This window comes from Sorangium sp. So ce887 (assembly GCF_051521455.1).
Taxonomy (GTDB): domain Bacteria; phylum Myxococcota_A; class Polyangia; order Polyangiales; family Polyangiaceae; genus Sorangium.
Window position 1 is genome coordinate 5702443 of sequence record NZ_CP150354.1, and the last position, 22817, is coordinate 5725259.

Below are 22817 nucleotides of genomic sequence, written 5' to 3' on the forward strand. Positions count from 1 at the left end.
CACCCAGACGGGACGCGCTTCGCGGGCGAGCTTGGCGCGAACGAGTGAGCCCAGGTACCGAGGAGAGCGGTGCACAGCCGGCACTATAGGGAACTGGCACCCGGATGTCATCCACTCTTTATAAACACGTTTTCCTATGGTAAGGGTTCGACGGGTCAAGACGTTCCGGAGCTCTCACCGAGCGGCCGTCAAGGAGGCATTTTTGCGATGAGCGCGAGCAAGCGAATCCTGGTCACTGGCGGGGCAGGTTTCCTCGGGTCGCACCTCTGCGCTCGGCTGCTGGCCGAGGGCAACACTGTGACCTGTGTCGACAGCATGGTGACGGGGCGCGAGGAGAACCTCGCGCCGCTGATCAACAACCCGCGGTTCCAGTGGCATCGCTGCGACGTCAGCGAGCCGTTCCATTTCGAGGTCGACCAGATCTACAACATGGCCTGCGCGGCCTCACCGCCGAAGTACCGGGCCGATCCGGTGCACACGCTCAACACGAACGTCTTCGGCGCGATCAACGTCCTCCGGCTCGCGGAGAAGCTGGGAGCCCGCGTCCTGCAGGCCTCCACGTCCGAGGTCTATGGTGACGCGCTGGTCCACCCTCAGCACGAGGAGTACTGGGGGAACGTCAACCCGATCGGGCCGCGGGCCTGTTACGACGAGAGCAAGCGGGTGGCGGAGACCTACTTCTGGGAGTACCGCCAGACCCGGAACGTCGACACCGTCATCGTCCGCATCTTCAACACCTACGGGCCGAACATGGCCCGGGACGACGGCCGGGTCATCGCCAACTTCGTGGTCAAGGCGCTGCGCGGCGAGGCGCTGGAGCTGTACGGCGGCGGCGATCGCACGCGCTCGTTCTGCTTCGTGAGCGACCTGATCGAGGGGCTGGTTCGCGTGATGAACGCCGGGGACCTGACCGGGCCCGTCAACCTCGGGAATCCGGCCGAGACGACGATGACGGCGCTCGCCGAGCTCATCATCCGCAAGACCGGCGGGCGCGCGAAGTTGACGACGGGCGCCGCCGTGGTCGACGACCCCCACCGGCGCAGGCCCGACATTTCCCGGGTCAGCGAGCTCATCGGCTGGCGTCCGGTCGTGGATCTCGAGTCGGGCCTCGACCGCACGATCGACTGGTTCCGCCCGCGCGTTTGACGTGTCGACCCGGGCGGGCGAGGCCTGTCGAGGCGCTCGCCCGCCACCCTCTATCGAGGGGTCCGCGCTCCGGCCGCTCCGCGCTCAGCCGCCCTTCGAGGGGAGGCGACCGGAGGTGGCCATGACGCGCCCGCCGCGGCCGGCGTGGACGTCCGCCAGGATCCGATCGCATTGCGCCGTGATCCGCCGTTCGAGCGCGCGGTGGAGCACGGCCCTGAGGGCCATCCCGCCCAGCCCGCGCACGACGGCGCCCGGCCCGGGAGCCGACTTCAACCGTTCCATGAGGATCCGCGGCGCGGTCCGCATCGAGAGCAGGCGAGCGTCGTCACGCCGATAGAGCTCCGGGTAGCTCGAGCGGAGCTGCTCTCTCGCGGCGGCGTTGCGCGCCAGCGCGCGGACCACGTCGGCCATGCTGTCGACCTCGAAATGGATGGGCGCCTCGGGGACCACGACAAGCGTGTCGCCCGCGACGAGCGCGGTGAGCCACGAGTCCTCGGTGACGAGATCGATGGGCAGCTGAGGGAGCGTTCCCTCGCGCAGCAGCCCTCGGTTCGCCATCACCGCGCCCAGGCGGTCGCGGTCGATGGCGTAGAGGCGACCGGAGATGTAGTCCTGACCGAGGCTCGTCGTGAGCAGGCGGATGACGGTGCCGAGCGGCGCCGGCGGCACCCCGCGCGGCTGCTCGAACGCCGCGGCGACGGCGGCGCGCGGCGAGCGCTCCAGGGCGCGCAGCAGGGCCGAGATGGCGCCCGGGGCCGGGCGCACGTCCGCGTCCGTGAACACGAGGCGGCTGTTGCGCGCCCGGGTCACAAGGGCGTTCCACGCGTGGTTTTTGCCGAGGTCGCTCTGGATGACGGCGAGTCGCGGCTCTCGCCCTCGAAAGGCGTCGACGACGCCCTCGGTGCCGTCCGTGCATCCGTTGAGGCAGACGAGGATCTCGTCCACGTCGGGACCGAGCCGCGACAGCTCGGTGAGGGTCGCCTCGATGGTGCGGACTTCGTTGTACGCCGGCAGGCAAACGCTGGCTGACATCGGCTCCGACGCATAGCACCGCGCCGGCTCGGATGTCACGCGAAGCGCGGGCCGCGCCGGCGTCTCCCGGGGCGCGTCGGCGAATCAGCCATGACGCCTATGGGGTCGTCCCTCTCTGGAGCGAGCCCCGCCTGCTGGGCTATGCGTACGACGACGAACGGGCGACTCGGCAGCGGATCGAGGCCGTTTTGCCGCCTTGACGACGGGGTCGGGCGCGCCTTGTATGAGCGGATGCTCCGAGCGATCGCCGAGGACGTGTGGGCGTACGAGAGGGACCTCCGGCTGCCGGTCGGCTATCTGCCGTCACGCGCGACCGTCGTGAGGCGGGCCGATGGCGGGATCGTCATCCATTCGCCGCTCGCGTTCGACGACGACGCGGCCCAGGCGATCGACGCGCTCGGCGAGGTGCGCGCCATCGTCGCCCCGAGCCGCCTCCACCACCTCTTCGTGAAGGCCGCGACCGAGCGCTGGCCGCGCGCGAGCGTGCTCGGGGCGCCCGGGCTGGAGAAGAAGCTATCCGGCCTTCGCTTCACCCCGCTGCCTCGGTCCGGCGTGGCGCCCGAGCTCGGCGACGACCTCGGCGTTCGCCTCGTGGAGGGCGTGCCGTACATCACGGAGCACGTGTTCCTGCACGCGCGCTCGCGGACGCTCATCGTGACGGATCTCCTCTTCAACGTGCACGAGGTCCGCAGCTTCGGCATGAAGGTCTTTCTCTGGCTCGGCGGCGCGTGGAAGAAGACCGCGCAGGACCACGTGTGGCGCGTGCTCATGAGGGACCGCGCCGCGGCCGCGCGGAGCGTCGCCGACGTCCTCGCGTGGGACTTCGAGCGCGTCGTCGTCGCTCACGGCGACGTCGTCGAGGGCGACGCGAAGGATGAGGGCGACGCGAAGGACCGGGCGCAGCGGGCGCTCGCCTGGATCGGCGGTGGGGCTACCCCGCTCCTGCCGGCGAGATGAGAGCGCGCTGGCTCTCTCGGCGCCCTTGGCGCTCCAGGCGTTCTTCTTGAGGGGAGGGTCGATGCTGCGACGGGAGGGTCGATGTACCCGACGCGGCCTCGGCTCTGTCTGACGAACCGCCGGGCGGCGCTCGTCAGACAGAGCCAGTCATCGCGCTAGTTGGAGCGGGTCGGCGCGTACTTGTAGAAGTTCTGCGCCCACTCGATGGTCCAGATCGTCGGCTCCACGTACAGGTTCTTGTCCGTGCCGAGGATCATCTCCCGCTTCATCTTCGCCATCGCCGCGAGGAAGACGCGGCGGTCGTCCTCCATCCGCGACCGCATCACGGTCGAGGGCGGGTACAGCTCCTTGACCTGCGCCACGACCGCCGGGTCGTTGATCCACCCGTCGACCCCGTGCTCGCCCTTCGGGAGGCGCTCGCCGCCGGCGTCCAGCCAGTCGCGCAGATCGTTGTTGCCACGGTTCATGCCGTCCGCGTGGCAGCCGATGCACGAGCTGCCGGTGTTCAGGCGGCGGTCCTGGGCGGCGAAGCCCAGCGTGCTGTTGATCGCCGCGTCCGAGGCGTTCCGGAGGATGCGCGGATCACGCACGATGTTGACGAAGGCGTCGACGCGGCGCTGGTTGAAGCCGCCCCACAGGGAGTACCCCTGCAGGCCGTTCGGCAGATCCCAGATGACCTCCTCGGCCGACTGCTGGAGCCCGTCGGTCCCGGTGTAGTAACGGCAGTTCACGAAGCCGCTGCCGCCGTAGCTCGGCGCCGGGTCGCACCCCGCCGGCTCCGTGCCCTGGGGCTGAGCCAGGGTCGCGATGAAGCTGTAGTTATTCGCCGTGCCGCCGACGCCGGTCCCGCTGATGAACTTCGGGATCGGGTGCGCCCAGAAGGGGAACCGGATCTGCCCCGAGTCCCACGCCTGCTCGATCGTGTTCACGCCGTCCAGCTGCCCGGAGAAGACGTCCCACGTCTTCCAGTAGTACCCGCCGCGCCTCGTCTTCGCCCTGAAGTACATGCGGGAGTCGACGGTGATGGCCTGCTTGGTGAGCATGTACTCGTACGACTTCATCCCCGCGTCCTTGATGACGCCGAGCTCGCTCTCGAGATCCTGGGCGTACCACGGGATCGCCATGATGGAGTTGTAGACGTCCGGACGGGTCAGCGTGTAGACGAGCTGGCTCGCCTCGATGTAATCCGTCTTGAAGCCGTCGACGTAGGGCGGCAGCACCGCGCTGTCCGTGGCGCCTTCCACGTTGCCGGCGAGGACGCGACCCCAGACCAGGCGCGCGAAGCTCGGATCCCTCTGGACCTCCGACGTGTACCGGTACTTCTCCCTGAAGGTGACATCGGAGCCGACCGGCTCACCCAGGTAGTTGACGCTGGTCCTCCCGAAGAAGACGTCGTCGTCCGACCCGCCGAAGTGGAGCTTCGTGACGCCCTTGTTGTAGCCCCAGTAGTTGCGGGTATCGAAGCGGTAGACGATGCCCTTGCCGTTGATGTCCACCGGGTTCACGATCGTGGGAGCCCAGCGCGCGGTCGAGTTCAGCGCCTTCGACACCCCGACGCGGGCCACGTTCATCTCCTCCGCCGTGACGCCCTTGTTGTGGATCTCGTGCAGCGAGGCGTACTTGATGAACTCCGCGTCGGCCGCGGGAACGGTGGCCTTGTCCGACGCGATCCACGACTTGACCGTGGCCTCGGTGACCTGCTCGCCGGCCGCGACGGGGCGCGGGGTCGCCGGCAGGGTCGACGAGACGGCGTTTGTCCACGCCTGCACGGCGGCGAGCATCTGCGTGTTCGCGTCCCTGCAGCTCGAGCCGAAGCAGTTGTGCCGGTCGATGCCCATCCGGACCACGAACTTGGAGTCCGCCGGCTTCTTGAAGTTCACGCGCGTGAGCGCGTACTCGTGGGCCAGCGCCGGATCGACGTCGGAGTGGAGGGGCGCCTGGGCCTTGCCCGTCGAGCTATGGCAGCCCGAGCAGTTGGCGGTCAGCAGCGGATAGACCGTCGTCTTGAAGGCCGCGAGCGACGTGGCCATGTTGAAGTTCATCTCGCTCGGAATGCAGACGGCCTCGACGTTGACGCCGCCCTTGCCGTTCGGGAGCTGGCTATAGCCGAGCCCGCACCCGGACGCGGGGGAAACCCCCGTATCGCCGCCGGTGCCGCCGCCGCCGGTACCACCGGTGCCGCCCGTGCCACCGGTGCCGCCCGTGCCACCGGCACCGCCGGTGCCGCCCGCGCCGCCCGTACCACCGGTGCCGCCCGCGCCGCCCGTACCACCGGTGCCGCCCGTACCGCCCGCGCCGCCCGCGCCGCCCGCGCCGCCCGCGCCGGTCCCGGTGGTCGACGAGGAGGTCGTCGACGAGGAGGAGGAGGTCGTCGACGAGGAGGAGGTCGTCGACGAGGAGGTCGTCGACGAGGTCGAGGAGCCCGCCACGGCCCTCATCGAGAACATCTGGTTCTGTCCGTTGGCCCAGCTCCACTGCTGGAGGCCGGCGCCGTCCGACGTCGACCGCCCCGTTACGTCGAGCACCTTGTTGCTGTTGCGGTTCGTGAGCCGCTGGTTGGCGCCGACGTCCGCGATAGAAAATTGCTGGCTCGTGGCGTTGCCGCAGCTGGACTGGACGATGGTGGCGCCGTTCGACGTCGACCCTGCGTTGACCCCGAGGCAGAGGCCGCTGTTCACGTTGCGCAGCCGGAAGAAGTTGTTGCCCGCGGACTCCACCCGAAACTGCTGGTTCGTGTTGCCGGTGCTGCAGGTGGCGATCTGCGCGGCCGCCGAGCTCGATGTGCTCGCGCCGCGGATCTCCACGCACTTGTTGCTGGCCACGCCGACTATCGTGTACGCCGCGCTCGGATCGATCGTGAGGCTCTCGTCGAGCTCGCCACCTTCCTCGCTGTCGTAGTCCTCCGCGAGACCTACGCAGGAGACGGCGAGAAGGCCCGTCGCGGCGGCAAGCAAGGCATGCCTGGATCTGAGTCTCATAGGATTCTCCTCATTATGGTAACCAAGTAAAAAGCCGATCTGTCTACAGCTCGACGCTGCCCTTCGTTGATCGGACGCGCTCGCCACGCGGTGAAGGTTAAGGCTGCCGAGATATTGCCGCGGTGACCGTCCGGTGAATCTCTCTCGCGAGGTGCACGGAGCGAGTGGGCGCGTTCCGTGTTCGGTCAGGCACTGCGACGAGGGTAGTTATTGTTTCATGTCGGCTTGCAGGTCAAGAAGAACCTGCAATTCGAGGTGTTTTGCGAGCCGACGTGACTATTCCGGAGTCACAACAACGACAGTTGTGAGGTGATAATTGGTGGCGCAATATCCGACATCAACCGAAGCCTCGGCGGTTCTTCGCCCGTGACACTGAACTGGTTAAGTCTTGTTTGAATCGAGCGCGCTGCGACTCCCGGGTGGATCCACCAGCGACCAGGTCTTCGCGAGCGCCGACGGCTTCAAGAATCCAGGTGAGTCGGTTCTTTTGCGCGGGGACTGGACGGGATGGCACGAGCGGCCGAGGGGCCGGGGCACCAGGACGTCAGGAGAAGAATTTTGATGCACAGGCGTCAAGATGCCAATCGCGCCCGCGAGACAGGAAATTTCGGCGCTCCCTGGTGCTCTTGCGCCCCGGGCGCTCTGGGCGCTCTCGGCGGATTGATCCAGATTCCTGCGGCAGAGGCCGCCGAGCGCCGCGCCGGCAGCTCGGGGATCCTGGTAAAATGCACGACCGGGACGCGCTCGCATCCCGGGCCGCCCTCAGCTCTTGTCTCTTGTTGCTCGGGAGGACCGATGTCCGACATGCTCGTCAATCTGCTCAAGCTGCCGCCGCTCGAACCGGTGATCGAGGCCATGCGGCGGGCCTCCGTCGTCGTGCGGCGGGCGGCGCCATACGAGATCACGCGCGTCCGGCGGTTCGTCGAGCAGCGCTTCACGACGGCCTGGGCCGATGAGATCAGCGTCGGCTACGCGAACAAGCCCATCAGCATCTATCTCGCGATCCGCGACGGCGAGGTGATCGGCTTCTCCGCCTACGAGTGCACCCGCCGCGGCTTCTTCGGCCCGACCGGCGTCGCCGAGAGCGAGCGCGGCCACGGGGTCGGCAAGGCGCTGCTCCTCGCCTCCCTGCACGGCCTCGCGCAGATGGGCTATGCGTACGGCATCATCGGCGGCGTCGGGCCTGCCGAGTTCTACGCGCGCACGGTCGGCGCGACGCTCATCCCCGACTCCACCCCGGGGGTCTACGCCGACCCGCTGAGCCACCCGACCCCGCGCGACGGCGCGGAGCCGACGTGAGGCGCAGCTGCTCGGCCCGCGGGCGCCGGAGCTCACGGCGGCGGCTCGACCTCGTCTGCGTTCGCCAGCGGCATCGTGAACAGGAACGAGCTGCCTCGGCCGAGCTCGCTCTCGACCCAGATCTTGCCCCCGTGGGCCTCGACGAGCCCCTTCGCGATGTAGAGGCCGAGCCCGCTCCCGCCGCCGGCGCCCCGCGACGCCTGCCAGTATCTATCGAAGAGGCGCGCCTGCTGAGCCGCCGGGATCCCGGGGCCGGAATCTCGCACCAGAAACTGCGCTTCAGCATGGGTGCGACTGGCCTCGATGTGGAGGGTCGCGCCCTCTGGCGTGAACTTCACGGCGTTGCCGACCAGGTTCGACAAAATCTGGAAGAACCTCTCCGGATCGGCGAGGATCCAGAGGCTCTCCGGTGCAGCGCGGCTCACCTCGATCCTCTTCGCCTCGGCGAGCGGAAGGACCACGAGGAGCACCTCGTCGAGCAACGCCGATGCGCGGGCGGGCCGCGGCGATACCACGAAGCGCCCCGCCTCGATCTTGGCCAGATCCAGCAGGTCATGGATCAGCGTCTCCATCCTCTCGACCGAGCGCTGGATGCGCTCGACGATGCCGAGCGTCCGGCGCGCGGGCTCGGTGGGCTGGGGCGCGAGCGGCGCCAGCAGGAGCGCCGTGGCCATCCGGATGACGCTCAGCGGGTTCTTCAGATCGTGCGAGACCACGGCGATCAGATCGTCCCGCGTGCGTACGGCGATGCGTTCGCGCGCCACCTGGCGCCCGAGATCGACCTCGATCGCCGAGCGCCGGACATCCGCCGCCGCCTCGCGGTCGCCGTCGCTCCAGGGGACGGACTTGCCGCGGACCACCTCCCGCCAGATGTCGAACGATCGGCGCGGGCGCAGGCGCATCCCCGGCGCCCCCTCCTCGACCTCGACGGGCTTGTTGGGATCGCCGCCCCAGCGCACCGTCTGGACCGCTTCCGGCCGGAACCAGAGGAGATAGTACGGCTCGAGGCGAGGCAGCATGATGGCGATGAGCCCGCTCGCGACATCCCGGTAGGGCGCCATCGGTGGAAACGCGTGCGGAAGGGAGGACGAGCAGAACAGCCCGCCCGTCATCCTCCCTTGCTCCAGCCAGCGGACGAGCTCCCGGATCTCCCCCGCCGGAGGCGTGCTGCCGGCGGTCGCGCAGCGGTCGTCGGACTGCACGGCCGCCCCCGTGGCGCCCACGATGGCCAGCAGGTCGTCGGAGCGGTTCACCAGGTCGATCAGCACGTCGCCCGCTGGATCGGCGGCGAGCGCGTCGAAGAGCCTCGACCGGATGGCCGTCTTCCGAGCTCGCGTCTGCCGCATCTCCAGCTCCTCCTGCGCCGCGACCTGCAGCGAGATGAGGCGGCCGAGCATCTCGCAGGCCGAGCGGACCTCGTACGGAACGTATCTCGTAGAGCGGTCGCTGCAGGAAATGAGCCCCAGCAGCTGCTCTCCGCGGACGAGCGAGACGCTCATCGAGGCGCGCGCGCCGAAGTTGCGCAGGTACTCCAGGTGGATGGGCGAGACGCTCCGCAGGATCGAGAAGCTCAGGTCCAGCGGCTCCATGGAGTCGGGGCGCAGGGCTGGGACGATAGGGATCGGCCGATAACGCGCGTCGGGGATGATCCGCAGCCAGTTCGAGATATAGAGCTGCCGCGCCTGCCGGGGGATATCCGACGCCGGGTAGCGCAGGCCCAGGTAGGGGTCGAGGCCCTCCGCGAGCGACTCGGCTCTCACCTCACCGTGCCCCTCCTCATCGAACTGATAGAGCAGGACCCGTTCGAACCCGGTGAGGGCGCGGATCTCCTCCACGGTGACCTCGAACAGCTCCTTCAGGCCGGTCGTTCTCTGGATCCGGCCGATGGCCCCGCGCAGCGGGCGATGCAGGCCCGGCGACGCCTCGGGGACTCCAGGCTCGATCTCCAGGATCGTCGCTCCGAGCCGCCGATGGAGGACGCCGTCGAACGGACGCCCCGAGACAGCGAGCACGAGCGGGTTGCTCTCCTCCAGGTGCTCCCGGTCGAGCGCCTGCCGGACGCGCTCGCCGGCGAGCTCTCCAAGCACCTTCCCGAGCGGAGCGCCGAGCACATCCTCCGGGTCCATGCCGAAGAATTCGCCCACGTTGGCGCTCACCTGGGTGACGGCGAGCGCAGGCTCCTGCAGAACGAACAACGCTCCGTGGGGCTGGATGGCTCCGGGAATATGGATTGGCTCCCGGTCGCAATTGGTGAGATCGACCGGGGTACCAGGCGCCAGGAATTTTGGGCTTTCCATGCTCTCGCCCTCAGGACGCATCCGAACCACGAGGCTCCATAGCACACGTGCAAGCAGCCGTGAACGAACGGAGTCGGCGAGCGGGACAGCGAGGTTGACCGAGCTCAGCTCACGGTGCGAGCCCGGCGTCAGCACGTGGATGCGGAGCACCCGGCGCCCAGTCCGGTCGAGCGATAGAGGAGCGGCCGCGCCGCGTGCGCGAGCAGCAGATTCTGGACCGACGTCGCGTCGTCTGCTCGCATGCCGAAGCTTACGCCACCCCGGTGAATATGTTGAAAAACTTATCGAACAGTTCACTAGAGGAGGGACACGAGTGGATGGTCGATCTCGATCTGGAAAGCTCTTTCGATCGAGTCCACCACGACCGCTTGGTCGCCAGGATCGCGCTGCGGGTCAAGGACCGACGGCTCATTGATCTCATCCGAAAGATGCTCAAGGCCGAGGTGATCCTGCCGAGCGGGGTGGCGGTGAGAACGGAGGAGGGAGCGAGGCCTACTGGACTTTCCATGTCGAACAAGAGAATGCGAGGACCCGTCGCGTGCGCTATGACGGGGGTCGCGTCCCGTCCCCGCTGGCCCCGACACAACCGGCTCTGCGACGGGTCAAGCGATCGAAATCATTGGCGCGCAAAAGAGCCGCACCCATTTCGGATGGAACCCGACCGCCGGTCAGCAAATATGCGGAATTTCGACTCCGCGATGCCGACGGGAGTTAGATATTGATGCTTTGCGGAATCGCCGACGGCAGCAGCGTCGTGTACGAGGTCCTCACACGAAGCGCGTTCTTCCCGTTGATATCGACCTCTATCCTCCGGAGCTCTCGCTGGAACGCTTGCAGTGCCTCCCCCACCTGCCGGAGCGCGAGCTCTCCGCCGTACTGGCCGAGAGTTGTATAATAGACGCCGCCGAGCGCGGTCGCGACCAGCTGCTGGAGCAGCCCCATCTGGAGCGGCGGAAGGACATCGAGGGGCTGCGTCGCAGGAGCGCCCTCCTTCGAGGGGAACTCGGCATAGGTAGCGAACGGCATGGCAGGGGTATAGGCCATCATCGTGCGTTGTGGGAAATTTACCGCCGCGTGTTGCACGCTCGCCGTGAAGATCACCTGGGTCAACAGCCTCGCGAGGTACTCCGCTGTCTCGATTTGCGGCGTCCCATTCACGACTTTGTCGCCGATGTCCTTGATCCTGCCCCCATCCTCCGAGGCGAGCTCCGCTATCCATGCTTGCAGCTGGTAATCTTGGAGCACGTCGGCGCTGGTGGGATAGTAAACGCTGACGTACGCCGTGACCCATGCATGAACGGCGTTCCATAAGGCCAGGGCGTCGTCGCGATAAGGATAGTCGGGCAGCGCCTTGACGTCGTCGACACCCCGCTCGACCAGCGTGTCCGGGAAGAACATCCGGTTGTAACGCGCGCTCTCGACCACGTTCGCTGCGAGGAGCCGCGAGGATTCAATGGTGCCTACGAGCAGCTGATCGACCGCGCCGCCATCGGCAACGAGCGTCGTCTGTGCCGCGTAATTGATGAACAGCGTACCCGAGAAATGCGGCGTAAGGAGCGCGAAGAGCGGATGCATCGGATCGAGCTGCCGATACGTAGTAATCACGAACGGCTCCGTCAAGAGGTGCGTAAGACCGAGGTGGCTGACGAGCTCGTGGTAATTGACGTCCGCCATATTAACGATAATCTTGGCGACTTCCCACGGCGTTCCGCCGTCCGGGAAGAAGACCGGACCGCCGGGCGAGATTTGAATCGCGAGCGGGCGCAGCGAGCGGCTTCCCGAGGCGGGGACCTCGAAGAGTGCTTTGGGCACATAGGGGTATTTCGGGGCGGGGTTCGTGCCCGGCTTGAGGATCGAGAGCGCACTGTAATCCGCGATATACAAGGCGTTTCTGTTTTGGGCGTCCTCGATGTCCGCGGCGCGGGTGCCAAGCGAGAAGCCCTTGAGGTCCTCCGCGTTCACGCGGCGAATCATGATCGGGTTTGGTCCCGCGACGCGCATTTGGGCAAAGATCTCGTCGGTCTGGTAGACCCCCACAGGCCAGGGGAGGGGCAGTGAGCGGAATTGTTCCTGATAATCAAAAATGTCGGTGGCGCGGCCGTAAATCCCCATGAGCTTGCCCAGAAACTCTGCGATGATCTTGACGAGATCATCGAGCCACGAAAGTACGCGCTGCTCGACGGTGATCTCGATGGGCGCGGCGATGTCCTTCTCAACGAAAGCCGCAACGTCTCCGAGCAACGAGGGCCGCGCGGAGGGCCGCGCGGAGGGCGCGGGGAGCACGGGCGGGAACGCGGCCGGGTTCGGGATCGTGAATCTGGCAAGTTCCGCGCGGGCTTTCTTGAGATCCTGACGGAAGCGCTCTGCGTCCGAGGTGAGCTCGTGCAGGACGAGAGGGACATCCTTCGGCGCGCCCTCGATATCGACCTCTACCCTGCTCGGCAGGGAAGGCGGTGGCGCCGAGGCCTTTGGCCTTTCGTACTCGGGCTTCCCGACCTTCATCTGGATCTGGACATCGAATTCGATCACGTTCGGGGCCACGATGTTCAAGAGATTTTCCCCGAGCGTGAGCACCATCTCCCCGAGGCCGGAGGCCCAAACCAGCGATAGCTCTATCGGGATGGGCGTCGCGGCCATGGGCAAGCCAGCAAGGGTTTTCGTGTTGTAGTCGAAGCGGTAGTGCTGCTGCTGCTCCTTCAGCGTAGCGCTTCGCTTGACGCGATTCTCCGGAGTGTCGTTCTGAGGCAGGACGAGCAGTGTGAACGGATCCATAGGACAGCCTCCCCTTCATGACCATCGCGCCCCCAGGCGAGGCACCGATGACGGAGAATCTACAGCTTTCTAGAGCGGTTTTCGTTCGGGTTCGGTGCAAGCAGAGCACGTCCGGTAGGGTGATGGCACGCAGGCTGCGTGGGCTACGCGCATGGGACCGTACAGTGTCGACCTGCGACAGCGGATCGTTGATGCCTACCGCAACGGCGAGGGAAGCATGCGAGAAATCGCCGCGCGTTTCGCCGTCGTTCTCAGCACTGTGCAGGAGTATCTCAGTATCGAGCGGTCGACTGGGAGCGTAGCGCCTCGGCCGCACGGTGGCGGAAGGGCCTCGAAGATCGACGAGGCCGGAGCGCAGCAGCTACGAGCGCTCGTCGACGACAAAAACGACCGAACCCTGGATGAGCTCATCGAGCTGCTGGAGCACCGCACGGGTGCGCGCGTGAGCCGCCCGACGATGTGCCGCGCGCTGATGCGGCTCGGTTTGACACGAAAAAAAAGACGCTATGTGCAAGCGAACAGGACAGGCCCGATGTCCAAGTCGCGCGTCGGAGGTTCCGCCGCCGAGCGCGGGCGGCGGGTGCGCGTCGGCTGATCTTCGTTGACGAATTCGGCGCTAACCTGGGCATGGCGCGCCGTTATGGGCGTGCGCCTCGCGGGAGGCGTGCGTACGGCAAAGTCCCCGCCAATCCGGACCCGAACATCACGCTGGTGATGGGGCTTGGCTTGCGAGGTGTCGTTGCACCGTGGGCCTTCAAGGGGGCGATGAACGGTGAGCACTTCGAGGTTTACGTGCGCCAGGTGCTCATGCCCGAGCTGAAGCGCGGAGACGTGGTCATTGTCGACGGCCTTGGCGCGCATCGCCTACGTGGCGTGCGCCAGGCGCTTCGTGCCCGAGGCGTCCGCTACTGGATTCTGCCCGCCTACTCGCCGGACTTGTCGCCGGTGGAGAACTGCGGCTCCAAGGTCAAGGAGGCACTTCGCGCCGCCGCTCCGCGCACCGTGCCGGCGGTTTACGACGCGATGGTCCGTGGGGTCGACAAGGTCTTCCGACAGGACGCGCAGGGCTGGTTCGCGCTGAAAGGCTACGTCCGACGACCTCGTCGTCCTACTCGGCGGCGCCCAGTCCGGTCGCAGGCTCCTGCGCGCGTTGGTCGAGCCCGTGCCCCGCCGAATGCTGGGTGTACCGCACTCGAACGAAAACCGCTCTAAAGCCGGCGTGTGTGTTTTTTTCGTGAAGCTCCGGCCCGTTGCCTAGCTCGGGTAAGGAGCCGCCGTCACTCCTCAACGGGAGAGAATTCCTGGCCCGGGATGACATGCTCGACAACAGCAACCCGGCCTCACGCCGGCCCCGCTGGCGCCGTGCGCAGGCGATGGATAGGGGGATTGCGGCGAGCGCGCGTCGTTGCCACCGAGCACCACCATACGCTCATGCGGCGCTTCTTTTCGCTTCCGGGAATGCAAATATCTCGCATCAGTGAGGAGAGCGGATGCATAAACGCCTTTCGTGGCTCCGCCAAGCAAAGGCAGGAGTCAGTTTCGGACCGTGGTCATGACCACCGTGCGCCTCGGCGGACTGGCCGACACGACGGGATGGGTCCATGAAAGGCTTACGGGGCGCCGTTCCGAGCGCCAGACGTCTCCATGACTCCTGGCGCATCGCAGCGGCTGGCCCCGCGGCTCGCGACGCGACGCTCGCGGCGCTGTCGGGCGTGCTGTACGCGAGCGCATCTCGACCTGGTCGTGTGGCCCGAAACTGCGGTGCATGTCGTCTACGAGGCGCGAGCTCTTTCGAGCGCGCTGACCCGCAGCCTCTATCAGGATGACTCTGCCGGGCGGCTGCCCCCCATCTTGACGGGGGTCAACCTCCGCGAAACGCCGTGCTGCGTCTCCTCGTCGCGCTCTTCTATGGCAAGGGCGGCCCCTCGTTGTCCGCCCGCGGCCGCCCCGTTCTCGCGCCGCGAGCTGCCAGGAGCCCGATGGCCGCCATGAGCTCCGTCGGCTGGATCGGTTTCGCAATGTGCGTCTGGAACCCGGCGAGCAGCGCTTTGGCGCGGTCCTCGTTTCTGGCGTACGCGGTGAGCGCCACCGCGGGCACGTCCCCGCCGCGCTCCGGCGGCAGCGCCCGCACTCGGCGGATGAGCTCGTAGCCATCCATCCCGAGCATCCCGATGTCGCTCACGAGCACGTCCGGCCTCTCCAGATCGAGCAACCTCAGCGCCTCTTCCCCTGATCCTGCGAGACTGACGCGCGCCTTGTGTTCTTCGACGAATGTCCTGACCATGTCGCGGGTGTCCGGGGCGTCGTCCACGAAGAGCACCGAGATGCCGCTCAGGTCGGAGAGCTCGCCGACGTTGTCGCCGCTCGCCCGGGCATTGACCGCCCGCCCGTCCAGGGCGCCTTCCGCCGAGGCGTGGGCGACGCCGAGCGGGAGCTCCACGGTGAAGCTCGCGCCCTTTCCCACGCCGGCGCTCGTCGCCCGCACGGTGCCGCCGTGGAGCTCGACCAAGTGCTTCACGATGGAGAGCCCCAGGCCCAGCCCGCCGTGCCGCCGCGTCGTCGAGGCGTCGGCCTGGCGGAACCGCTCGAAGACGCAGGGGAGGAACCCGGGCTCGATGCCTTGCCCGGTGTCCGAGACGGTGATTTCGACGTGATTGTCGGCGCGGCCGACCTTCACCTGCACGCTCCCGCCCTCCGGGGTGAACTTGATGGCATTGCTCAGGAGGTTGCATACCACCTGTTGCAGCCGGCTCGGGTCGCCGCGTGTCACGCCCACGGCGGGACTCGAATTTTTTCCGAGCCGGATCCCCTTCGCCTCCGCCGAGGGCGCGACGGACGAAACGGCCGCGCCGACCACGTCGTGCAGGTCCAAAGCCTGCATGTCCAGGCGGATCTTGCCGGACGTGATGCGGCCCATGTCGAGCAGGTCCTCGATGAGCTGCGCTTGCGCGCGGGCGTTGCGGCCGATGACCGCGAGTCCCTTGCAGAGGTCCTCGCCCTCGCCGCTCATCCGGCGGAGCAGGAGCTGCGACCAGCCGAGGATGGCGGTGAGCGGGGTGCGCAGCTCGTGGCTGACGGTCGCGAGGAACTCGTCCTTCAGCTGGTTCGCCCGCTCCGCCTCGCTGCGCGCGGCCTGCTCGACCTCGAGCAGGCGCGCCCGCTCCTCCTCGGCCTGCTTGCGGTCGGTGATATCGATGACAGAGCCGACATAACCAAGAAACTCTTCGCTCGGACTGAACCGCGGGGCCGCCGCATCGATGCACCACCGGTACTGCCCGTCACGGCGGCGGAGGCGGTAATCGAGCCGGAACTGCTCCTGCCTGGCGTTGGCGGCGAGGAAGATGTTCGCCGAGCGCTCGGCGTCCTCCGGATGAATCATGTCGAGCCAACCGAACCCGAGGCTGGCGGCCTGGGTCTGCCCCGTAAAATCGGACCAGACCTTGTTGACGTAGAGGCAGTAGGCGTCGGGCCGGGTCACCCATATCATCACGGAGGAGTTGTCGGCGATGTTGCGGAATCGCTCCTCGCTCTCGCGTATCGCGTCCGCCGCCGCCCGCTTCTCCGTGATGTCGGTGACTGTGCCGACCATGAAACGGGGCTTTCCTGCCTCGTCGTGCCGAACGATACCGAGGTTCATGACCCAGCGGATCTGCCCGTCGGGGCGGACGATGCGGAACTCATTGTCATAGCCCGCCCGCCCCTCGATGGCCGCCGCCGCCTCCGCCCGGACCCGCTTCCGGTCGTCGGGGTGAATCATCCGCTCGAACGCATCGATCGTCCCCTCGAACGTGCCAGGCGAAAGCCCGAAGATACCGTACACTTCGTCGGACCAGACGGTGCGGCCGGTGACGAAATCCGAATCCCACACGCCGGTCTGCCCGGCGCGCAGCGCCAGCCGCAGCCGCGCCTCGTTCTCCCGCAGCGCCTCCTCGACGCGCTTGCGCTCGGTGATGTCTCGGACGACCCCGAGCATCACAAGCTCGTTCCCCGTGCGCTCGAAGGCGCCGCTCGACTCCAGCCACAGGAGGGTGCCGTCGACGTGGAGGACGCGGTACTCGTCCTTGTAATGGGCGTCGGGTAGCCCGGATCGAGCCTGCTCTATCGCCCGGTCGATCGCGCGGGTGGCGGACTCCCGGTCCTCGGGATGGAGACGTTCAATCCAGCGTTCGTATTCCACCAGGCCGCTCCCCGGGCGGCCCCCCGCGTGGCCGAAGAGCGCACAGGCCTCGGGCGTCCAGAGTGCCATTCCGCTGCTGGCGTTCAATTCCCACACGCCGATCCTCCCGGCGCGGCTGGCTCGCCGCAGCCGCTCCTCGTTCTTGCGCAACAACGCACTGTTGCGTCTCTCGTCGGCGACGACGGCCAAGACCAGCGCGGTCACGGCGGCAGCGCCGATGAACTGTTGGAGCAGCGCGCACTGCAACGCCGCGGGGGTGCCGAACGGCCCGTGCCCCTCGCTCGTGGCCTGGACTGCGACGGCCGCGACCGGGAGCATCACCGCCGTCGCGCCCCGCACGCCCCACGTCAATGCCGCCCAGATCAGGACGGGAAAGATCATCCAGGGCCGGAAGATGCGGGAGTATTCAGGCCCGAAGCTCAGCCAGGCCACGGCCCAGCCAGCCGCGGTGCACAGCGCGAGGTGCAGCCACCGCCCCCGGTCCCGGCCCACCGGCTCGCCCCGCGCCCAGCTCAGCACGAGGGGCGCCACCACCAGCACGCCCGTCACGTCGCCGGCCCACCAGCTGAGCCATGTCACGAAAGCCTGCCTCAAGCCTTTGTCGAACGCGCCGGCCAGCGCACCGGTCGCTGCAGCGGCGGAGACGGCCGAGCTGCCCAGGGCGACGGTGATGACGGCGAGCGCGTCGGTCAGGCGCGTGAGCGCCGGCCGCAGACGGGCGCGGCGCAGGGCCCACGCGCCGCCCAGGGCTGCCAGCGTGTTCCCGGACGCAAGGGCGGCCTTTACCCACAGCGGGAGGGATGGCGCTTCCAAGAGGAGCGCGGCCGTCGTCCCGGCGAACACCGCCGGCCACAGCCTCAGGCCCCCGAGCAGGAGCCCGGCGAGCGCGACACCCGCGGCGGGAAATACCGGGGAGGCGGCGCCGCGGTCCGTCGCCCACCGGAGGCCCAATACAGCCAGGAGGAAGTAGCTCGCAAACAACGCGGCGGCAGGGCCGAGGGGGCGTGGCCGGTCAGCGCTACCGCCTGTTTTCATGACGCGCCTCCTTCCGCCGCGCGATGCGCGATGCGTGCCGGTCAGCTGCTGCTCCGTTGGCGATCTCAGCCTCTCGCGGACCACGTCGCTCGCATGGCCGCAGACACTGGAGAAAACCTTCTCGACGATGCGTCTTCGAGGCGCCAGAACGACTTAAAGGGTGAGGGGGCATTTCGCGAACAAAATGGCTTACATGATCTGCGTGTGAGCTTCTTCTTGCGCATGAAGGAGGAGCCGTCCAGGCTCTCGGCCGCTGGGTTGCGCAATGCGGTGCCCGGGCCGCTGACGAGAATAGTCGTCCGCCGCGCGTACCGGCGCTCCACGCGCCGCGCCCGCCGTCGCCTCAGCGCCGTCGCTCGCCGTGCTCGCCGGCGGCGCAGGCGCGGGCATGCTCGGAGGCGCTAGAGCGACAAACGGGTTGAAACCGCCAGAGGAGAGCAGAATTTCGAACCGCCAAGGCGCCAAGGACGCCAAGAAGAGAACACGATCTTGGCGTCCTTGGTGCCTTGGCGGTTCATTTCTCGCTCGATCAACGTGATCGGTGTTCTAGCGACTCATCCACCCATCGGAGGGGCCGCCATCGCGCCAAAGCCTGCCGGAGCTCTGACCCCGATCCTCGGCCCCGGACCGGTAGGTGTTGGCGCCACGCCCAGCAGTCGACCGATCGTTGGGCGGCAAGGTACCTGAGCGGCGGTCCTCTTGACGGAGGCGTCGGCGACGGGAAGGATGCTGCCCTCCGAGCTCCGGTGGAGGCCACGATGAAGCTCTATTTCAGCCCTCGCGCCTGTTCGCTCTCTCCCCACATCGCGCTGCGCGAGGCTGGCCTGGAGTTCGCCCTCGAGCGCGTCCACCTCGGCACGAAGAAGACGAGATCGGGCGCCGATTTCACCCTGATCAACCCCAAGGGCTACGTCCCCGCGCTCGAGCTCGAGAGCGGCGAGGTGCTCACGGAGGGGCCGGCGATCGTCCAGTATATCGCCGATCGGAGGCCCGAGTCCGGGCTCGCGCCCCCGGCAGGCACCCTCGGTCGCTACCGGCTGCAGGAGTGGCTGAGCTTCATCGGCACCGAGCTGCACAAGCAGTTCGCGCCCCTCTTCAAACCCAGGCTGCCGGACGAGCAGAAGAGCGCGGCCAGGGCCTACCTGGGCCGGCGCTTCGGTTACGTGGCGCAGCGCCTCGACGGCACCACGCACCTCCTCGGCGAGCAGTTCACGGTGGCGGACGCCTACCTCTATACCGTGCTCACCTGGACGAAGCTCGCAGGCGTCGATCTCGGCAGCTGGCCTGTCCTCGGCCAGTACAGAGAGCGCGTCGGCGCCCGTCCTGCCGTGCAGGCCGCCGTCGCGGCCGAACAGGGGATGTAGCGGCCCCTTCCCCCTCCAGCGCCTCGACTGGCCGCGATCACGAGCTTGCGACGTGCTCGCCCCGGGCGCTCGCCCTGCCGCTCAGGCGGGCGCGCTGTGCGCGACCGCGCGTTGACGCGCCCCGCACCGCCCTCGCAGGAGCGGCGCGAGGGGCTACCTGTGCATCGCGATGTCGTTGCGGGGGAACGGCTTGATGCGCCGGGTGAGCCTCCCCGACGACGGGGTCGACGGGGTGGGCTTCGCCCGCCCTGGGGACCGCGCGGGGCGCGCGGTGGGCTTCTTCTTCGCGGCTGACCGGGTCGCCTCGCTCGCAGGCGTGTTCTCGGGCCGTTCCGACGTGGCGCCGGCCTGGACGGGCTCCGGGAGCTCCGGCGCGAGCAGCAGCCGCGGCGTATCCACGACGCTGGCGAGGAGCATCGCCTCGGTCGGGCCGGTCAACCCGGCGCCGCGGGAGGCGACGGCGGCGAGCGCGGCGCCGTCGGCGGTGGGCGCGAGGTGCCGGACGCCGAGGAACAGGCCGGCGCCGACGACCACGGCGCCGACGGCGACCATCGTGGCGAGCCGCACCGAGGGCCTGAGCTTCTTGCGGCCTGAGGTCGCCATCATGACCGTCGTCGGGCGATCGGGGGCGTCTGCCTCGCAGGGATCCGTCTCCGCCAGCGCGACCGGCAGGGGCGCCGGCGCGGGGTAGCGCCGGGTGACCGCGCAGTCCTGCGCGTCCGCGATCCGTGATGTGGTCAGGGTCTCCGCGCCGGCGTCTCGGGCTGCGGGGTCCCACGAGTCAGCGCCCCGCTTGCGCGAAGAGAGCGCCCGCTCCAGCGCGTCGGCCATCTGCCTGGCGGATCCGAAGCGCGCGCTCGGGTCGAACTGCAGGGCCTTCCGCATCCAGTCGTCGAGGGCGGGCGGCGCCTCGGGCCGGAGCGCGCTCGGCGGCCTGAACTTGCCCGTGTGCACCGAGAGCGTGAGCGCCACGAGCGTATCCCCGCCGAACGGGGCCTGCCCGGTGATCGCGTGGTAAGCCACGACGCCGAGGGCCCAGAGATCCGCGCGAAAATCGAGGTCCTGCGAGCTGATGAGCTGCTCGGGGCTCATGTAGAGCGGCGTCCCCACGACGTTCCCCGTCGAGGTGACGCGCAGGTCCCGGGCCCGCTTGGCGATGCCGAAGTCGAGCACCTTGACGAAGGTCTCCCCGTCCACCTCGGTCAGGAACAGGTTGTCCGGCTTGATGTCGCGGTGGACGATGCCGAGCCGGTGCGCCTGCCCCAGCGCCTTGGCCGTCTGCGCCACGATGCGCGCCACCTCGCCGAGCGGCAGCCGGCCCAGGCGGCGGATGCGGGCCCTGAGGTCCTCGCCGCGGAGGAGCTCCATCGCGATGTACGGCATGCCCTCCGCCGTCAGCCCGTGATCGAGGACCTGGGCCACGTGCGGGCTCGTGATCTGCGCCGCCGCGACAGCCTCTCGCCGGAATCGCTCCACGTAGCCCGGATCGTCCGCGAACTCGGGCGACATGAACTTCACGGCCACCTGCGCCTTCAGCGAAAGGCGATCGGCGACCCATATGCTCCCCATCCCGCCCCGCCGGAGAATGCGTACGAGCCGCAGCGCAGGGGTCACCATCTGTCCGGTGTGCAGGGGCATACCTCTGCTACTCCTTCTCGAAGAGGCCCGAGCTGGTGGTTCGTGTCAGCTCTAGCCGATAACTCGCGTAAATAGATCACTACGACGCCTTCATTGTCTCTGCAAGACAAACAAGTGCTCTCCCGCGACGTCGCAACGTCGCAACGTCGCAACGTTAAGATTCCCACTTCCCGCGACCTCAGGGATCCCGCGGACGATTCACGCGGGATACCGCGGGGTTCACGGCATGGACGGACACCTGGCCTGCACCGATGTCGGCGCATAGGCGCACAGGAGCACAGGAGCACAAACATCATCCAGCCGGCCGAGTCCAGAGGACGACACGCACGATGTAAGGGGATTCCAGAGCCGCGCTCCGTCGCGCGCCGCGCCGGTGGCCTGACGGAGCGCGAGGCGGGTCGTGCCACACGGCGGGTCGCGCCTCGCCCTGGGAGCGGAGGCGGCCGTGAGGATCAGAGTTGACCGCGAGGATGGGGAGAGACGCAGAGACGCCCAACGACAGAGTGCGAACGGGCGAGGACGAGATAGCCAGGATCGGCGAGCGGCGTGCCGCGCGCTCTCGAGCTCAACCCTTGGAGGGCTTCGGCCCGAGCGGGCCCCCGTCGCCCGGCATCCGCGCGTAGACGCCGGGGTGCGAGGCGGCGAGCCACTGGTTCACGTGGCTCATCACGTGCGGGCGCTCGGTCCTGAGCTGCAGGTAGCGCTGGCCGCGCGGGACGAGCACCTGCTCGGTCACGTTGCCGCCGAACTGCTCCGCCAGCACCTGCACGACCGACGGCACATCGAAGAACTTGCAGCTGAACAGATCGAAGAACGCCTCGTCGCTGTCGGGGAAGATGTGCAACGTGATGTGCGACTCCGCGATCATCACCATCGCGCTGATCACCGGGGCCCCATCGCGCGTCGCCGTCTTCACCACGAAGGGGCGCATGATCGGGGTCATCCCGATCTTCGACGGCAGGCTATCGAAGATGTCGAAGAGCGTGTCGAGCGAGGTGGGCCCGCGGTACGGGCTGAACTGCAGGAAGAGGTGGGGGCCGAAATCGGCATCGGGGCTCACCACCTCGTGCCCCCTGCGCTCCTGGAGATCGCCCCCGTCGCCGCGATCGACCGTCTGCGTGAACACGCTGCGGCAGGGGAGCGTCGTCTGGAGCATCATCTGAACGCGCTGGGGATCGAACGCCCCCGGGTACACGAGATCCGCGAAGAAGCACTCGCGGAAGCTGAAGGTGTGGATGGTGAGGTGGCCGCCGAGCAGCAGCACGAAGGCGCTGATGCCGCAGTCCTCGGCCACGACGCCGTTGTAGTACGGGAGGATGAACGGAGGCATCACCGGCTTCAGCCGAAGCACGCCGGGAATCTCCTCCAGGAGCTCCTGCGCCAGCTTCACATCGTCAAAACGGCTGCGGAAGCCGTGGAAGCCATCCATCGTGAAATGGGTGAGGTTCTTGCGTGCCTTGTGCATGTTGCCCCTTCGTCGATGAGTTGAGCGATGCTACTCCACGCGGAGCAGGCGCGAGCGGAGAAATTTCGCGAGCTGCCTTCCGTCCGCACATTCGTGTGCGCCATCCGATGATCAGGTGGGGAAGCCGGATACAAGCATGGCTGTCGTGCGGCCATGACCCGCGATCCGCTGCCGATTCGCCCATCGGCTCACCTCGCCGTGCACGATGAGCTCGCCGGGACGGCGCACGATGCGGCAGCGCTCGCCCGCCGCCGGCCCCCCTCTGAGAACGGCCGCCGCCCACGCTGCGCGGCGGCCGCCGGCGAGGCCCGCGGGAAGGCAGGAGACGCTTGACTTCAAAAAAAGTCTTTCATTTGCCCTCCAGGCGGCGTGACGAATGCCTTCCAGACCACGCGACGAATCGCTTCCGGACCGCGCGACCGGCGGCGCGCATGTCGGTCAGGCAGCGCAGGAGTCGTGTAACTGGACGATATCGATGGGGCGCTCGGCGTCCAAGACGGGCCTGTCTTCCGCGCGCCGCGCGCGGGGCGCGCGGAGCCCCCTTTGCGGCGCCCCGAGGCCGTTTCCCAGGTCCCCAGCGCGGCGCGGCGCGCGCGCTCCCCCCGGGGATCACGCGCTGCGACAGGCGGGTTGGCCCCGGAAGAGAGCCAGAACCTC

Annotated in this window: 13 protein-coding genes; 6 read left to right on the forward strand and 7 right to left on the reverse strand. The window is 68.0% G+C overall.

Annotated elements, in window-relative coordinates:
- The first annotated feature begins 207 nt into the window (after positions 1 to 207).
- Positions 208 to 1146, forward strand: a complete 939-nt coding sequence (locus WMF36_RS21370; RefSeq protein ID WP_437581463.1) for a UDP-glucuronic acid decarboxylase family protein — start codon at positions 208 to 210, stop codon at positions 1144 to 1146.
- Between the two features lie 84 nt (positions 1147 to 1230).
- Here the strand turns inward: WMF36_RS21370 and WMF36_RS21375 are convergent, their stop codons facing one another.
- A complete protein-coding gene (locus WMF36_RS21375; RefSeq protein ID WP_437581464.1) occupies positions 1231 to 2178 on the reverse strand; it encodes a glycosyltransferase family 2 protein in 948 nt (315 codons plus the stop codon).
- A gap of 231 nt (positions 2179 to 2409) precedes the next feature.
- Here WMF36_RS21375 and WMF36_RS21380 point away from each other — a divergent pair, with 231 nt between their 5' ends.
- Positions 2410 to 3135, forward strand: coding sequence for a DUF4336 domain-containing protein (locus WMF36_RS21380; RefSeq protein WP_437581465.1), 726 nt, complete (start codon positions 2410 to 2412; stop codon positions 3133 to 3135).
- 155 nt (positions 3136 to 3290) lie between these two features.
- Here the strand turns inward: WMF36_RS21380 and WMF36_RS21385 are convergent, their stop codons facing one another.
- On the reverse strand, positions 3291 to 6113 hold the full coding sequence (locus tag WMF36_RS21385; RefSeq protein ID WP_437581466.1) for an RICIN domain-containing protein: 2823 nt from the start codon (positions 6111 to 6113) through the stop codon (positions 3291 to 3293).
- A 795-nt stretch (positions 6114 to 6908) separates the two neighbouring features.
- On the opposite strand from WMF36_RS21385, the gene WMF36_RS21390 reads away from it, so the two are divergent.
- The gene (locus WMF36_RS21390) at positions 6909 to 7412 is read left to right on the forward strand and encodes a GNAT family N-acetyltransferase (RefSeq protein WP_437581467.1); all 504 of its coding nucleotides are present in this window, start codon (positions 6909 to 6911) and stop codon (positions 7410 to 7412) included.
- Positions 7413 to 7444: 32 nt separating this feature from the next.
- Here WMF36_RS21390 and WMF36_RS21395 read toward each other — a convergent pair whose 3' ends face one another.
- Positions 7445 to 9859 carry an ATP-binding protein gene (locus WMF36_RS21395; protein ID WP_437581468.1) on the reverse strand — a complete coding sequence of 805 codons (2415 nt, stop codon included), beginning with the start codon at positions 9857 to 9859 and terminating at the stop codon, positions 7445 to 7447.
- Between the two features lie 561 nt (positions 9860 to 10420).
- Positions 10421 to 12481 (reverse strand): lipoxygenase family protein, encoded by a 2061-nt coding sequence (locus WMF36_RS21400; protein WP_437581469.1) that lies wholly within the window; start codon positions 12479 to 12481, stop codon positions 10421 to 10423.
- A 151-nt stretch (positions 12482 to 12632) separates the two neighbouring features.
- Here WMF36_RS21400 and WMF36_RS21405 point away from each other — a divergent pair, with 151 nt between their 5' ends.
- Both WMF36_RS21405 and WMF36_RS21410 read left to right on the forward strand, forming a co-directional pair.
- A complete protein-coding gene (locus tag WMF36_RS21405; protein WP_437574014.1) occupies positions 12633 to 13076 on the forward strand; it encodes a helix-turn-helix domain-containing protein in 444 nt (147 codons plus the stop codon).
- Between the two features lie 32 nt (positions 13077 to 13108).
- Positions 13109 to 13693, forward strand: coding sequence for a transposase (locus tag WMF36_RS21410; protein ID WP_437574015.1), 585 nt, complete (start codon positions 13109 to 13111; stop codon positions 13691 to 13693).
- Between the two features lie 694 nt (positions 13694 to 14387).
- On the opposite strand, the gene WMF36_RS21415 is transcribed toward WMF36_RS21410, so the two are convergent.
- Positions 14388 to 17693: a PAS domain-containing protein gene (locus tag WMF36_RS21415; RefSeq protein ID WP_437581470.1), complete on the reverse strand. Its 3306-nt coding sequence runs from the start codon at positions 17691 to 17693 to the stop codon at positions 14388 to 14390.
- Positions 17694 to 18451: 758 nt separating this feature from the next.
- On the opposite strand from WMF36_RS21415, the gene gstA reads away from it, so the two are divergent.
- Positions 18452 to 19057, forward strand: coding sequence for a glutathione transferase GstA (gene gstA, locus WMF36_RS21420; RefSeq protein ID WP_437581471.1), 606 nt, complete (start codon positions 18452 to 18454; stop codon positions 19055 to 19057).
- Positions 19058 to 19210: 153 nt separating this feature from the next.
- Here the strand turns inward: gstA and WMF36_RS21425 are convergent, their stop codons facing one another.
- On the reverse strand, positions 19211 to 20695 hold the full coding sequence (locus tag WMF36_RS21425) for a serine/threonine-protein kinase (protein ID WP_437581472.1): 1485 nt from the start codon (positions 20693 to 20695) through the stop codon (positions 19211 to 19213).
- A 565-nt stretch (positions 20696 to 21260) separates the two neighbouring features.
- The gene (locus tag WMF36_RS21430; RefSeq protein ID WP_437581473.1) at positions 21261 to 22160 is read right to left on the reverse strand and encodes an S-adenosylmethionine decarboxylase; all 900 of its coding nucleotides are present in this window, start codon (positions 22158 to 22160) and stop codon (positions 21261 to 21263) included.
- Positions 22161 to 22817 lie beyond the last annotated feature (657 nt).

Coding starts and splice junctions, on each gene's coding strand:
- WMF36_RS21380 (WP_437581465.1), top strand. CDS start 2,410: ATGCTCCGAGCGATCGCCGAGGACGTGTGGGCGTACGAGAGGGACCTC.
- WMF36_RS21405 (WP_437574014.1), top strand. CDS start 12,633: ATGGGACCGTACAGTGTCGACCTGCGACAGCGGATCGTTGATGCCTAC.
- WMF36_RS21415 (WP_437581470.1), bottom strand. CDS start 17,693: ATGAAAACAGGCGGTAGCGCTGACCGGCCACGCCCCCTCGGCCCTGCC.
- WMF36_RS21425 (WP_437581472.1), bottom strand. CDS start 20,695: ATGCCCCTGCACACCGGACAGATGGTGACCCCTGCGCTGCGGCTCGTA.
- WMF36_RS21390 (WP_437581467.1), top strand. CDS start 6,909: ATGTCCGACATGCTCGTCAATCTGCTCAAGCTGCCGCCGCTCGAACCG.
- WMF36_RS21370 (WP_437581463.1), top strand. CDS start 208: ATGAGCGCGAGCAAGCGAATCCTGGTCACTGGCGGGGCAGGTTTCCTC.
- WMF36_RS21430 (WP_437581473.1), bottom strand. CDS start 22,160: ATGCACAAGGCACGCAAGAACCTCACCCATTTCACGATGGATGGCTTC.
- WMF36_RS21410 (WP_437574015.1), top strand. CDS start 13,109: ATGGCGCGCCGTTATGGGCGTGCGCCTCGCGGGAGGCGTGCGTACGGC.
- gstA (WP_437581471.1), top strand. CDS start 18,452: ATGAAGCTCTATTTCAGCCCTCGCGCCTGTTCGCTCTCTCCCCACATC.
- WMF36_RS21400 (WP_437581469.1), bottom strand. CDS start 12,481: ATGGATCCGTTCACACTGCTCGTCCTGCCTCAGAACGACACTCCGGAG.
- WMF36_RS21375 (WP_437581464.1), bottom strand. CDS start 2,178: ATGTCAGCCAGCGTTTGCCTGCCGGCGTACAACGAAGTCCGCACCATC.
- WMF36_RS21385 (WP_437581466.1), bottom strand. CDS start 6,113: ATGAGACTCAGATCCAGGCATGCCTTGCTTGCCGCCGCGACGGGCCTT.